The organism is Enterococcus sp. AZ048 (genome assembly GCF_051715125.1).
Classification (GTDB): domain Bacteria; phylum Bacillota; class Bacilli; order Lactobacillales; family Enterococcaceae; genus Enterococcus_A; species Enterococcus_A gilvus.
The window spans coordinates 1-14,235 of record NZ_JBIOTD010000001.1 but is presented as its reverse complement, the minus strand read 5'-3'; the positions used below and the strand labels follow the sequence as shown (position 1 = coordinate 14,235).

The following is a 14,235-nucleotide window of genomic DNA, read 5'->3' as shown; positions in this document are numbered from 1 at the left end:
GATATCCCTTCTTTTACCGCCTGCTTCGAGTTAGGCGCAGACGGGATCACGCTTTCGGTTTGGACTGCGAAATTTCCAACAAAAAAAGCGCAAGATTTAAACTTGCGCTAAAAATCTTCTCTAGGCGATAAGGAAGAGAATTTATTGTATTGCTTGATAAAGAGCAGCTCAACAGTCCCTCGAGCCCCGCTCCGATTCTTTTCAATGATTACTTCGATCACATTTCGATTTGCTGCAGATTCTTCGTCTTCCTCGCCTTCACGATCATAATAGTCATCACGATACAAGAAAGCCACGATATCCGCATCCTGCTCGATAGATCCTGATTCACGGATGTCACTCAATACCGGACGCTTATCCTGACGCTGTTCAACACCACGAGAAAGCTGAGACAAGGCAATAATCGGTACTTTCAGCTCTTTTGCCAGCTTCTTCAACTGACGTGAGATCTCGGATACTTCTTGTTGTCGATTTTCACGCCCTGTTCCTTCGATCAATTGTAGGTAGTCGATCAATATCAAGCCAAGGTTTCCTTTTTCTTTGGCTAACTTGTGACACTTCGCTCGAATCTCAGAAACTTTGATTCCGGGAGTATCATCAATAAAGATATTGGCGCGAGATAGACTCCCCATTGCAACGATCAAGTTTTGCCATTCTTCTTCTGATAATTGTCCTGTTCGCAGATGACTCGCTTCAATAGACCCTTCCGCACACAACATCCGATTGACAAGTGACTCTGCACCCATTTCCAAACTAAATATCGCAACTGCTTTATCTGTCTTCGTGCCTACATTTTGGGCAATATTCAGAGCAAAGGCTGTTTTACCAACCGCCGGACGCGCTGCTAAGATGATTAATTCCTCCGACTGTAATCCAGCAGTCATTTTATCTAACGCAGCATAGCCTGTCGGCAGGCCGGTAATTTCTTCATCGTTTCTTGCTAATTGGTCAATATTTTCAATCGCGGTATTCAACACCTCACTGATGGTCAAAAAACCGCTCTTATTGCGTCGCTCTGATACTTCCATGATATTCCGTTCGGCAGCATCTAAAATCGTTTGTACGTCGTCTCCTTGCTCGAAACCCTCGGTCACGATATTCGTAGCCGTTTGAATCAAATTCCGCAAGAGAGATTTCTCTTCTACGATCTTCGCATAATAGCCTACATTGGCTGCCGTTGGAACGCTTAAAGCCAATTCAGATAAGTAACTTAAACCACCCGCATCTTCCAGCTGATTTTGTTGTTCTAGTAATTCTTTCACCGTTACTACATCGATCGCTTCGTTGCGGTCGTTTAGTTGAATCATTGCACGGAAAATCAATTGATGACCGCGACGGTAAAAGTCTTCTGGAACTATGTACTCCATAGCCGTAATCAACGCATCTGTCTCCAAAAAAATAGAGCCCAGCGTCGCTTGTTCGGCTTCAATACTTTGTGGCGGCACACGATCTTGTAACATTTCGCTCATGTTTGTTTACGCTCCTCTTCGTCCATCTATTTTACAAAATCTATCCACTAAATACAACAAAGAGTATAAGGAATTCTCTTACTTTCAAGAATCCTCATACTCCTCTTGTCATTATTCTTTTCGAATGATTTATTCTTCTACCACATGGACTTTAATTATTCCTTCTACTTCTGTGTGTAGTTTGACAGGAACGTTCGTATAGCCTAGTGTACGGATTGGATTTTCTAGCTCAATTTTGCGCTTATCAATTTTCAGATCATACTGTTTCTTTAAGCCTTCCGCAATTTGCTTCGAAGGAATCGAACCAAACAATCGTCCATCTTCGCCGCCCTTGGCTTTGATTTCGACAACCGTCTCTTCCTTTGCTAAAAAGTCCGCCAATTCTTTTGCTTCTGCTAATACCTCTGCAGCTTTTTTATCTTGCGCTTTCTTTTGTCCGCTTAGTTCTGAGATACTACTTTTAGTAGCCTCTTTCGCTAGATGATTTTTTAGTAAATAATTTTGTGCGTATCCTGTTGGGACTTCCTTAACGTCACCTTTTTTTCCTTTACCTTTAACATCTTGTAAAAAAATTACTTTCATTCTTCTGTCCCCTCCGTTAACTGTTTATTGATTGCTTCGAGCAATTGTTCTTTTGCTTCAGCAATACTGCTATCCTTCAATTGAGTAGCGGCATTTGTAAAATGGCCGCCACCATCCAATGCTTCCATCACAATCTGGACATTAATCGTCCCAGAGCTGCGTGCACTGATCGCGATTACCCCATCTGTACGTTTGATAATGACAAAGGCTGCATTGATATCCACCATCGACAATAATGTATCCGCAGTCTTGGCGGCTGTTACGCTATCGTACTCTTGGGTATCTGTCCCTGTAGCAACTACGATGTCATCCCTAACATAGTCACTCTCACCTACCAGCTTACTGATTTCCAGGTAAGACTGAATATCTGTACTCAATAAATATTGTACTAAAGAAGCATCCGCTCCACAAGTCTTTAAATAACTAGCGACATCGAATGTTCGAGCCGTAGTCCGTACTGCAAAATTTTTCGTATCAACTGTAATTCCAGCAAGCAGCAAAGTAGCTGTCATCTTGCTCATTCTTTGTCGTTCATTGCTTTCAAATTGAATCAACTCTGTTACCAGTTCTGAAGCGGAGGATGCAGAAGATTCAATATAAGTTAATAATGATTTCTCAGGAAATTCTTCTCCCCTTCGATGATGATCAATAATAACAATATTTTCAAACTGCTCATATAATTCCTGGTCAATGGATAACGAAGGTCGATGATAGTCTACCATCACTAACAGGTCGCCTGGCTTCCGCTGCTTCTTAGCCATTTCTGGTGAAATCAACAAATCTTCTAAATCCCCGTTTTGATGAATCTCTTCCAAACAGCGTTCTACATCAGGAATCGTCTCTTCTTCGTTGATTACAATTTGAACGTTCTTATCATGGTATCGGGCTAAACAGGCAACACCAAACGCCGAACCAATGGCATCCATATCGGGAAAACGATGTCCCATAACGAAAACATTGCCCGTTTGATTGAACACATTCTTCAATGCCGTTGACATGGCACGAGAACGTACCCTTGTTCTTTTCGCCGCACTCGCTGAATTTCCGCCATAGAAGACAGGTTTATTTCCCTCACCAGCATTTTTAACAACCACCTGATCCCCGCCTCGCACTAGGGCAATATCCAGATTGTTTTGCGCTTCATCGCCAATGACCTCTAGAGACTCCGTTCCATAACTGATTCCCATACTAACAGTAATCAGCATCTCTTGCTTCTCTGCTGAAACACGAATATGCTCTAACAAATTGAAATTATTCTCAATCATCTTTTCCAGATCATCGTACCTAGCGAAAAGAAAGAAACGCTCCGCATTCACACGCTTATAGAAAATCTGATAGGAATCCATCCAGTCAGAAATAATTGTTGTAATAAAGGAATTCAAATTTGAAATCTCCTTATCATCTCGACGATCTATCACATCATCATAATTATCGACAGAAAGAATCCCCACAACTGCTTGTTGTTGCTTTTCTTTATTCTCTAATGCGTATTCCTTCGTTATATCAATCAAATAAACGACACGCTTCTCATGATTCAAATCAAAATGATAGAGGATATCACCTATTTTGTAGATACTTTTTCCCTTTTCAGCTCGTTGCAGCAGCTCATTGACCATGTCCTGCTGATCCTCTTTTGTCAGATCTTGCACACTTTTTGTTATCGCTGGGTTTGTCCAAATAAACGTATTATTTTCATCCCAGGTAATGATCCCTACTGGCATATCCTCGGACACATAGTCCAACGCTTCTTGGGCACGATGAGAGGCATATTGAATTTTTTGCTGATTGCTGATTTCAATACGATTTCTCAAAAAGACCGTATAAATCCATAGCAAAAGGTCAATTAATATAACAATCCCTGCTGTCAAAATAGTAAATGGCAACAAAAAGATCGCTGCTAATTGAATCAATAATAAACAGAGGAAGAAAAAAGACCATTTTATTTGAGGTTTATTTTTCATTTATACCCTCCTATTTTAATCAAGCTTGTTTAACTACTAACAAGCATATTTCAAGTAAAACAAGTTAATTGTCCAACAGTGTAATTCTATCACAATCTCCTCTAGCAAGCGACTTTCTTGAATGTTTCACGTGAAACAAAAAAAAGAGACTTCAAAAATGAAGTCTCTTTTAAAATTACATTTTATTCTTCAGAAACGAATGCTAATAAGCCCATAATACGAGCGCGTTTGATAGCGATCGTTAATTTACGTTGGTTTTTAGCACTTGTTCCAGTTACACGACGAGGTAAAATTTTACCACGTTCGCTAATGAAACGTTTTAGTAATTCAATATCTTTATAATCGATGTACTCGATATGATTTGCAGCAATATAGTCTACTTTACGACGTTTGCGACCTCTTCTTTGTTGTGCCATTCCGTTTCCCTCCTATTCAATTGTTAGAATGGTAAATCATCATCTGAAATGTCGATTGAGGACCCACTGAATGGATCTGAATCTCGATCGAAGTCAGGCATAGTGTTCTTAGCTGACTGAGAGGATTGATCATAGTTGTTGTTGTTAAAATTATTTGACCCGCCTTGGAAATTGTCATTAGAATTGCTTGGATTCTGTTGACGTTGTTCACTCGCATTGCGAGATTCCAATAATTGGAAGTTTTCAGCAACAACCTCAGTCACATAGACACGTTGTCCTTGCTGATTTTCATAATTTCTTGTTTGGATGCGTCCCGTAACCCCTAAAAGAGTTCCTTTACGCGCGTAATTAGCTAAAGTTTCAGCAGATTTCCGCCAGATCACACAATTGATAAAGTCCGCTTCGCGATTCCCGCTTTGATTCGTAAAATTACGATTCACCGCTAAGGTAAACGTTGCAACTCCAGTACCATTTGCTGTATAGCGTAAATCAGGATCCTTTGTTAAACGACCAACTAATACAACATTATTAATCAAAGTAAAGCCAGCTCCCTTCTCGTCAATTGTTTCACGTGAAACAATTATTCTTCAATCTTAACGATCATGTGACGAATAATATCGTCATTGATTTTTGCAAGACGATCGAATTCGTTAACTGCACTAGCTGTTGTTGGTGCAGTTGCATTGACGATATGGTAGATACCTTCACGGAATCCGTTCATTTCGTATGCGAAACGGCGTTTTTCCCAATCTTTTGAATCGATAATTTCTGCACCATTATCTTTCAAGATTGTATCGAAACGTTCTACTAAAGCAGTTTTTGCTTCTTCATCAATGTTCGGACGAATGATGTATGTGATTTCATACTTCGTATTTTGACTCATTGATTTTCACCTCCCTATGGACTATAAGGCTCTTAAATTTTTAAGAGCAAGGAGAGCGATCTAAATTTTATCTAGACTACTCACAAATAATCATTATACATAATCGTCCTACAAAAATCAATTGTTTATTTACTTTAAGTTACGAAAAAAGACTGGGATTGCTCCCAGCCTTTAAAACTTTTTTTATTCTTCAGCATCTTTTGTTGATTCATCCGAAGTTTCAACCGTTTCATTTGTTTCGGTCTCTTCAAGTTCTTCATCTTCTTTATCAACGATTGCCATGGTCACGACTTTCGTATTTTCTTCCATCTTCATCAATCGAACGCCTAAAGTAGCGCGACCTGTTTGCGAAACACCCCCGACATTGAAGCGAATAATGACACCTTTGTCAGTAATCAATAAGATGTCTTCATCACCATTCACAACAGTCAATCCGGCAAGTGGACCGTTTTTATCTTTGACATTCGCAGTCTTGATACCTTTACCACCACGGCCTTTAATTGGGTATTCTGAAGCTTTGGTTCGTTTACCATAACCTTTTTCAGTAAGAACTAAGACCTCTTGATCCTCTTTCAATACTGCTGAACCAATCACATAATCTTCATCACGTAAGCGAATTCCGCGGACACCGCTAGCGGTTCTTCCCATATCACGAACGGCTTTTTCTTTAAACGTTACAGAATAGCCATCATGCGTCCCGATGATGATTGTTTCATCACCTTCCGTAGACATTACATTGACCAGCTCATCGCCTTCACGTAAGCCAATTGCGATCAATCCATTGGCACGAATATTTGAGAAGGCTGTTACAGTTGTTCGCTTGACAGTTCCTTTTCTCGTTACGAAGAATAGGAAATGGCCGTCTTCTGCTTGCCCATTAACCGAGATCACTGCTTGAATCGTTTCACTTGAATCGATCCCTAATAAATTGATAATAGGAATTCCCTTGGCCGTGCGTCCGTATTCAGGAACTTCATACCCTTTTGCCCGATAGACACGACCACTGTTTGTAAAGAACAGCAACGTATCGTGCGTGGAGCAGGAAATCAATGTCTTCACAAAGTCATCATTATGGATCCCCATTCCTTGAACGCCGCGTCCACCGCGGCGTTGTGCTCGGAATTCCGTTGATGCGACCCGTTTGATATAGCCGTTGTTCGTCAAAGTAATGACAACATCTTCTTCTTCAATCAAGTCTTCGTCTTCAAGGCTCAAGACCTCGCCCACTAGCAGCTCTGTTCGACGAGCATCGCCATATTTTCCAGCAATCTCTGCTAATTCCGTACGGATGATTTCTTCCACACGCTCAGGACGCGCTAGAATGTCTTCTAAGTCACTGATCGTCTTCAACAGCTCTTGGTACTCATTTTCTATTTTCTCGCGTTCTAAGCCCGTTAAACGGCGTAAACGCATATCTAAAATTGCTTGCGCTTGACGATCAGATAATTCAAAGCGCTCAATCAACGTGGCTTTTGCGATATCATCCGAAGCGGAGTTGCGAATCGTAGCAATGATCTCATCGATATGATCCAATGCGATACGCAGACCTTCTAAGATATGTGCCCGTGCTTCGGCTTTTTTCTTATCAAAGATCGTCCGGCGAGTAATCACATTTTTTTGATGCTCGATATAGTTTTCTAGAATTTGTTTCAAGTTTAATATTTTTGGTACGCCTTTTTCGATTGCTAGCATATTAAAGCTAAACGACGTTTGCAGAGAAGTCATCTTATATAAGTTATTCAAAATGACTGAGGCACTAACGTCGCGGCGAACCTCGATAACAATACGCATACCTTCGCGAGAAGATTCGTCCCGAAGATCAGTGATTCCTTCGATTCGTTTATCCCGGTGTAATTCAGAAATACGTTCAATAAGTTTCGCTTTGTTGACCATATAAGGCAATTCGGTAACCAGGATTCGTTCTTTCCCGTTCTTTTGTTCTTCAATCTCAATTTTTGCTCGTACGGTAATTGAACCCTTCCCTGTTTCATACGCTCGACGAATACCGGATTTCCCCATGACTAACCCGCCAGTTGGGAAGTCTGGTCCTGGAATGCAGTCCATTAATTCTTGCGTTGTTGCCTCAGGATTTTCCATCAATAGTTCGATTCCAGCTGTAACCTCTCTCAAGTTGTGAGGCGGAATATTCGTCGCCATACCGACGGCGATCCCAGTTGCCCCGTTGACCAGTAGATTAGGGAATCTTGCTGGTAACACCACAGGTTCCTGCTCACTGTCATCATAGTTTCCTTGAAAATCAACAGTATCTTTGTTGATATCCCGCAACATTTCCATTGCGATCTTACTTAAACGCGCTTCGGTATAACGCATCGCCGCAGCACCATCACCATCAACAGAACCAAAGTTTCCGTGACCATCTACTAACATATTGCGATAGCTGAAGGACTGAGCCATCCGAACCATCGATTCATAAATGGCACTGTCTCCGTGAGGATGGTATTTCCCCATGACATCCCCAACGATACGGGCTGATTTTTTGTGAGGCTTGTCTGGTGTCACTCCTAGTTCATTCATTCCGTATAAAATCCGACGATGAACGGGTTTTAAGCCATCCCGAACATCTGGTAAAGCACGTGCTACAATAACGCTCATCGCGTAATCAATGAAGGAGTCTTTCATTTCACTGGTTAGATTGACGGCTTGTATATTCTCTCTTCGATCTTCCAAATCGATCCTCCTCACTAAATATCCAGGTTCTTAACGTAGTGCGCATTTTCTTCAATAAACGCACGGCGCGGCTCTACTCGATCGCCCATCAGCATTTCAAAGACTTGATCGGCTTCGATCGCGTCATCAACACTTACCTGCAGCATCAAGCGATTATCTGGATCCATTGTTGTTTCCCATAATTGATGGTCATCCATTTCTCCTAACCCTTTGTAACGCTGAACATTGGGTTTCGGTGTTGCTGGCAGTTCAGACATTTTTTGTGACAATTCTTCTTCTGCATTTTTACTTGGTTGGATATAAGTAATATTCTTTCCTTGTTTAATCCCGTACAACGGTGGTTGCGCGATATAAACATACCCTGCCTCCACGATTGGGCGCATGTAGCGGTAGAATAACGTCAACAGCAACGTCCGAATATGAGCCCCATCGACATCGGCATCTGTCATGATAACCAATTTATGGTAACGTGCTTTCGATACATCAAAGTCTGCTCCAAAACCAGTTCCCATTGCTGTAAACAATGATCGAATTTCTTCGTTGGCCAAAATTTTGTCCATGGAAGCTTTCTCGACATTCAAGATCTTCCCACGAATCGGTAAGATTGCTTGAAATTCTCGATTCCGACCTTGTTTCGCTGAACCACCAGCGGAATCTCCTTCGACGATGAACAATTCACATTTCTTCGGATCGTTACTTGAACAATCGGCCAATTTACCTGGCAAGTTGCTGATTTCTAACGCACCTTTACGACGTGTCACTTCACGAGCGCGTTTTGCTGCCAAACGTGCCTTAGCAGCAAGGATTCCTTTTTCAACGATTCGACGGCCAACAGAAGGATTTTCCATCAAAAATTTCAAAAAGTTCTCAGAGAATAAACGATCTGTAACCGTACGAACTTCAGAATTCCCAAGTTTTGTTTTTGTTTGTCCTTCGAACTGTGGTTCCGGATGCTTAATCGAAATAACCGCTGTTAATCCTTCTCGTACATCTTCACCAGAAAGATTTTCATCATTGTCTTTCATGATTTTCTGCTTGCGTGCGTAATCATTGATTACACGCGTCAACGCTGTTTTAAACCCAAATTCATGCGTTCCGCCTTCATACGTATGAATATTATTAGCAAAACTCAAGATATTGGTATGGTACCCATCTGTATACTGCATGGCTACTTCAACCGTGATATCTTGTTGCTCCCCTTCAACATACACAGGCTCCTCAAAAATGACTGCCTTACTATGGTTCAAATGTTCAACGTAACTTTTGATCCCGCCTTCGTAATGGTACTCACGCAAAACCGGTTTTTCTTCACGTTTATCTTCTATCGAGATCTTCAATCCTCGATTTAAGAAAGCCAATTCTCGAACCCGAGTAGCTAATTTATCAAAGTTAAAGACTGTTGATTCTGTAAAAATCTCAGTATCCGGCATAAAATGAACCGTTGTTCCATGCTTCTCTGTTTCACCGATCACTTTTAAGTCATCTACAACAGCACCGCGACGATATTCTTGGAAATAAATTTTTCCATTTTTAAAGACGCGTACATCCAAGGACGAAGACAACGCATTTACGACTGAAGCCCCCACACCGTGAAGCCCTCCAGACACTTTGTATCCGCCGCCGCCGAATTTCCCACCGGCGTGCAAGATTGTATAGACGGTCTCCAAGGCAGGACGACCTGTTTTTGCTTGGATATCGACGGGGATTCCCCGGCCATCATCGCTGACGGTGATACTATTGTCTTCTTCGATCACTACATGAATGTGAGACGCAAATCCCGCTAGAGCTTCGTCAATGGAGTTATCCACGATTTCCCAAACAAGGTGGTGCAACCCTTCTGTACTGGTTGAACCAATATACATCCCAGGACGTTTTCGAACTGCTTCTAACCCTTCTAGTACCTGTATCTGACTAGCATCGTACTCTTGGGCACGTTCTAATAAACTCTTTTCCTCTTCTGTCATCTATGTCTCTTTCCTTTCTATCTGCCCTTGATGGACATAAAAAATATCCGGATGGACCGTCATTTTCCCTTTCACATGATTCAATGTTGTTGTTGTTAAAAATGTTTGGACCTTGTTTTCGATCGTCTCCAATAAATGGATTTGACGACTATCATCAAGTTCACTCATGACATCATCTAAAAGTAAAATCGGATATTCACCTGTTTCTTCTTTCATCAAATCAATTTCTGCTAATTTGACACTTAGCGCAGTCGTCCTTTGTTGACCTTGTGAGCCATAGGTTTGGACGTTCTTTTGATTAACTTTAAAGATTAAATCATCTCGATGAGGACCTAAAAATGTATTTCCTTTGAAAATTTCCCGCTTGCGGTTTTTCTGTAATTCTCTTAGAAAAACTGTACGGATTTCTTCAACACTTTCATTTTCAAGCGGAAGACTCGCCTCATATTCGATTGCTAATGCTTCTTTTTGGTTCGTGATCTTCCCATGCAAGTCATTAGACCAACGTTCTAGCTTTTTAACAAACTTCAAACGATTGGCTAAAACTTTACTGCCAAAATCTACCAATTGCTCTGTTAAAATATCAAGATATATCTCATCCGTCTGCTTTTTCTCAGATAATTGTTTTAGATAAAGATTTCGCTGCTTTAACGTCTGTTGGTATTGAGCCAAATCATAAAGATAGACTGGATTGATTTGGCCTAACTCCATATCAATAAAACGTCGTCTGGTCTGCGGACTTCCTTTTACTAAAGACAGATCCTCAGGTGCAAACAAGATAACATTCAACTGGCCAATATAGCTGCTCAGCTTCTTTTGTTCAATATGATTAACTTTGGATTTGCGCCCTTTTTTAGTCAACAGCAATTCCAATTCCAGCTCGCTTGTCCCACGTTCTATACGCCCTTTAATTTGAGCGAAATCATCCGTCCAGCCGATCAATTCTTGCTCACTGCTCGTACGATGACTACGGGTCAATGCTAAAACGTAAATACTTTCCAAAAGATTGGTTTTTCCCTGAGCGTTTTCTCCTAAAAAAACATTTAATCGGTTAGGAAATTTCAAGACCAGCTCTTGATAATTACGATAGTTTTTCAACTCTAGCTTATTCAGCTGCATCGTGTTCTTCCTTATTTTTGACCATAAAAAAAGTTCCTACCTCAGGAATCTCAATCATCATTCCAGGATAGAGCTTTCGGCCGCGGCGATTTTCTAACTCGCCATCTACAAATACTGTTTCTTCTGCTAGAAACCACTTGGCTTGTCCACCGCTAGAGATTACATTGATCTCTTTCAATAACTGACCAAGCGTCATGAACTCTGTTTCTAAAAAAATTTTTTGTTTCACATTCATCCCTCATTTTCATGCTAGAAACACCTCTTTATTATACCCTTTTTTAAGAGATAAAACAAATTAACTCGTTGTATTTTTCGATTTAAGAAGTTCTAAGCCGTTTTTATTAATTCACTCAAAAAAAAGTAAAAGGCCTTAAAATCGATTTTAAGACCTTTTACTGGAATTGCGTATTTTACAAAATATTTTCATATTTTTCAAAAAATTTGTGAAACTCACTAGATTTCCTTTAATTTGTGCGCACTGGAGTAATTAATTGAATAAAGGATACGTCCCCTTCACTTGGTTCAAGAGTAAATGGACGGATTGCTGAAATAAATTGGATCTTGATACTCATATCCCCAAAAGCACGAAGAGCATCTTTCATATAGTCAGGGTTAAAAGAAATTTCTAACGGGTCTCCACTCACTTTTTCGTAAACCAATTCTTCTTCAACTTTACCAATTTCTGGCGAGTTTCCGTAAAGAATGACTGAGTTATCGGCAATTGCTAAGCGAACGATATTGTTGCGTCCTTCATGAGAAAGCAACGATGCCCGTTCGATTGCAGCTAAAAATGTTGGAACAGAGAACGTGATTTCCGTATTAAAGCTTGTGGGAATCAAACGATTGGTATCCGGATAATTTCCTTCAAGCAAGCGAGAGTAAAAATACATCGTAGGTGTTTTAAATAGGACTTGGTTTTCCATGATGCTGATTTCGACTTCTGCTTCTTCATCAGATAGTGAACGAGAGAGTTCCACTAAGCTTTTCCCAGGAATAACAATATCAAAATCTTTATTGGCATTTTCTATAGGAACAATTCGTTGACTTAATCTATGGGAATCCGTCGCTACAGCTAACAATTGTTCGTTAGACATTGTGAAATGAACCCCTGTTAAAATTGGACGACTTTCGTGTTGAGAAACAGAGAAAACTGTTTCTCCGATTAATTTTGTCAACATGTGGACAGGCAATTTCAATTGATTTTGCTCTTCTACTACTGGCAAATGTGGATAATTATCTGCATCTAAACCATTGACTGTAAAGTGAGCCGCACCAGATGAAATCAATACTTGATAATTTTCTTGTACTTCTAGAGTAAACGTTGTTTCTGGCAAACGTCGGATGATTTCGCTAAAGAATCGCGCTTGTAATACAATCGTCCCCGGTTCAGAAATCTGTAATTCTGCTTTTTCATCATCCGCAGCTAGAAAGGTTTCTATGGAAATATCTGCATTACTACCTGTTAAGTTCAGTCCTTCGTTATTTAGTTCAATTTTCACTCCCGTTAAGATTGGGATTGTTGTTTTAGTAGAAATAGCTCGTTGCACTGTTTGTAATTCTTGAATAAAGCGAGCACGGTTAATCGTAAATTTCATAATGAAACTCCTTTTTAAATTATTTATTTATTTTTAGTGAAGCCGTACGTACGTAAAAGGATACTGTGTGATCACAGGCCTTTTCTTTTTATTTATTTAAGTAAATTAAATAATAAAAGTAGTAGGTCCTGTTAATCTTGTGGAAAAATCAGGTTAAAGATTGCTGCATCAAGTTTTCCACTTGTGGACAACTTGTGGATAAACAAACTCTTTTTTTATTATTTTCCACAAGCTAACCAAGAAGCAAATTTTTGATTTCAGCGATTTCTTGTTGAATCGTGCGATCATTTTTCACCAATTGGCTAATTTTTTCATGGGCATGGATAACGGTTGTGTGATCTTTGCCTCCAAATTCAGCCCCGATTTTTGGTAGTGAACTTTCGGTCATTTCGCGAGCTAGATACATAGCAATTTGTCGCGGAACAACAATTGCTTTCACTCGTTTTTTCCCTTTTAAGTCCTTTACTTGAATATGATAAAATTTTGCCACCTCTTCTTGGATTTTACTGATGGAAAGCTGTGCATTGCTTGTTCCTTTTAGACTTTTTAACGCGTCGGCAGCGATGCTAGTTGTAATATCTGCACTGTTCATTGTGGCAAAAGCCTGCACACGGACCAAGGCCCCTTCTAGCTCACGAATGTTTGAATCAATTTGTCCAGCGATATAGCTCAAGGTATCATCAGGAATTTCAAGATTCTCAGCTTGGGCTTTTTTACGCAAGATAGCCGTCCGTGTTTCTAGATCTGGTGGCGTGATATCTACGGATAGGCCCCATGCAAAGCGTGAAACCAAGCGTTCTTGGAGTTTCGGTATTTCATTTGGTAAACGGTCGCTAGTCAGTACAATTTGTTTATTGTCATTATATAAGTTCTCAAATGTATGGAAGAATTCTTCTTGTGTCGCTTCTTTATCTGCGAAAAATTGAATATCATCAACTAATAATAAGTCGACTTTGCGATACTCTTGACGAAATTCTTCTGAAGTCTTGTTTTTGATCGAGTTGATAAAGTCATTTGCAAACGTTTCACTAGAAACATATTTAACTTTTGCATGAGGATTAATGGCTAACATTTGATGACCGATCGCGTGCATCAAATGTGTTTTCCCTAAACCGACACCACCATAGAAGAAGAGCGGATTATAAATTGATCCAGGTTCTTCTGCAACAACTAACGCAGCAGCGTGTGCCATTTGATTTCCTTTTCCGATTACGAAGGTATCGAATGTGTATTTCGGATTAAGCATAGCTCGCTTTGTAGTATCTACTTTGGGAGCTTCCTCTTTTTCGACAATGCTAATCGGTGGAGCTTCATCAGGTGTTACAAAGAGAGGCATAATTTCATCTCCTGTTACTTTGAACCCGATTTCGACGATTTTTGCTGCTAAATGCTTTTCCCAATAGCGCTTATGCAAATCGCTTGTGACTTCGATCGTTAATTGATTATTTGTTAAAGCTAACGGTTTAGCTGTACCAACCCAAGCGTCATAACTGGCAGGATTAAGGTCATTTTTATAACTGTCCTTCAATTCCTGCCAGAAATTATCCAATGAGGTCAA

General features: G+C 40.2%; 12 protein-coding genes. All 12 read right to left on the bottom strand.

What is annotated here, in order from left to right; translation table 11 throughout:
• Positions 1-107 precede the first annotated feature (107 nt).
• On the bottom strand, positions 108-1,469 hold the full coding sequence (dnaB, locus tag IGI66_RS00060; protein WP_010782255.1) for a replicative DNA helicase: 1,362 nt from the start codon (positions 1,467-1,469) through the stop codon (positions 108-110).
• 129 nt (positions 1,470-1,598) lie between these two features.
• A complete protein-coding gene (rplI, locus tag IGI66_RS00055) occupies positions 1,599-2,051 on the bottom strand; it encodes a 50S ribosomal protein L9 (RefSeq protein WP_010782256.1) in 453 nt (150 codons plus the stop codon).
• Positions 2,048-4,012 (bottom strand): DHH family phosphoesterase, encoded by a 1,965-nt coding sequence (locus IGI66_RS00050; RefSeq protein WP_438846917.1) that lies wholly within the window; start codon positions 4,010-4,012, stop codon positions 2,048-2,050. The genes rplI and IGI66_RS00050 overlap by 4 nt, the downstream gene beginning before the upstream one ends.
• A gap of 182 nt (positions 4,013-4,194) precedes the next feature.
• Positions 4,195-4,428, bottom strand: coding sequence for a 30S ribosomal protein S18 (gene rpsR / locus IGI66_RS00045; protein WP_010742563.1), 234 nt, complete (start codon positions 4,426-4,428; stop codon positions 4,195-4,197).
• Positions 4,429-4,451: 23 nt separating this feature from the next.
• A complete protein-coding gene (ssb, locus tag IGI66_RS00040; protein WP_010782258.1) occupies positions 4,452-4,964 on the bottom strand; it encodes a single-stranded DNA-binding protein in 513 nt (170 codons plus the stop codon).
• A gap of 44 nt (positions 4,965-5,008) precedes the next feature.
• Positions 5,009-5,311: a 30S ribosomal protein S6 gene (gene rpsF, locus IGI66_RS00035; RefSeq protein WP_010742561.1), complete on the bottom strand. Its 303-nt coding sequence runs from the start codon at positions 5,309-5,311 to the stop codon at positions 5,009-5,011.
• A gap of 183 nt (positions 5,312-5,494) precedes the next feature.
• A complete protein-coding gene (gene gyrA / locus IGI66_RS00030; protein ID WP_010782259.1) occupies positions 5,495-7,999 on the bottom strand; it encodes a DNA gyrase subunit A in 2,505 nt (834 codons plus the stop codon).
• A 14-nt stretch (positions 8,000-8,013) separates the two neighbouring features.
• Positions 8,014-9,963, bottom strand: coding sequence for a DNA topoisomerase (ATP-hydrolyzing) subunit B (gene gyrB, locus IGI66_RS00025; protein WP_010782260.1), 1,950 nt, complete (start codon positions 9,961-9,963; stop codon positions 8,014-8,016).
• Positions 9,964-11,082, bottom strand: a complete 1,119-nt coding sequence (gene recF, locus IGI66_RS00020) for a DNA replication/repair protein RecF (protein WP_314579931.1) — start codon at positions 11,080-11,082, stop codon at positions 9,964-9,966.
• Positions 11,069-11,311 carry a S4 domain-containing protein YaaA gene (gene yaaA, locus IGI66_RS00015; RefSeq protein ID WP_086306025.1) on the bottom strand — a complete coding sequence of 81 codons (243 nt, stop codon included), beginning with the start codon at positions 11,309-11,311 and terminating at the stop codon, positions 11,069-11,071. Before yaaA ends, recF begins: the two co-directional genes overlap by 14 nt.
• 235 nt (positions 11,312-11,546) lie before the next feature.
• Positions 11,547-12,677 carry a DNA polymerase III subunit beta gene (gene dnaN / locus IGI66_RS00010; RefSeq protein ID WP_010782263.1) on the bottom strand — a complete coding sequence of 377 codons (1,131 nt, stop codon included), beginning with the start codon at positions 12,675-12,677 and terminating at the stop codon, positions 11,547-11,549.
• 232 nt (positions 12,678-12,909) lie between these two features.
• Positions 12,910-14,235: chromosomal replication initiator protein DnaA (gene dnaA, locus IGI66_RS00005; protein ID WP_436969508.1), on the bottom strand; the 1,326-nt coding region annotated here is incomplete at its 5' end.

Bases quoted from the DNA above. Each gene is read 5' to 3' on its own strand.
- dnaB (WP_010782255.1), bottom strand. From the start codon at position 1,469: ATGAGCGAAATGTTACAAGATCGTGTGCCGCCACAAAGTATTGAAGCC.
- rplI (WP_010782256.1), bottom strand. From the start codon at position 2,051: ATGAAAGTAATTTTTTTACAAGATGTTAAAGGTAAAGGAAAAAAAGGT.
- IGI66_RS00050 (WP_438846917.1), bottom strand. From the start codon at position 4,012: ATGAAAAATAAACCTCAAATAAAATGGTCTTTTTTCTTCCTCTGTTTA.
- rpsR (WP_010742563.1), bottom strand. From the start codon at position 4,428: ATGGCACAACAAAGAAGAGGTCGCAAACGTCGTAAAGTAGACTATATT.
- rpsF (WP_010742561.1), bottom strand. From the start codon at position 5,311: ATGAGTCAAAATACGAAGTATGAAATCACATACATCATTCGTCCGAAC.
- gyrB (WP_010782260.1), bottom strand. From the start codon at position 9,963: ATGACAGAAGAGGAAAAGAGTTTATTAGAACGTGCCCAAGAGTACGAT.
- recF (WP_314579931.1), bottom strand. From the start codon at position 11,082: ATGCAGCTGAATAAGCTAGAGTTGAAAAACTATCGTAATTATCAAGAG.
- dnaN (WP_010782263.1), bottom strand. From the start codon at position 12,677: ATGAAATTTACGATTAACCGTGCTCGCTTTATTCAAGAATTACAAACA.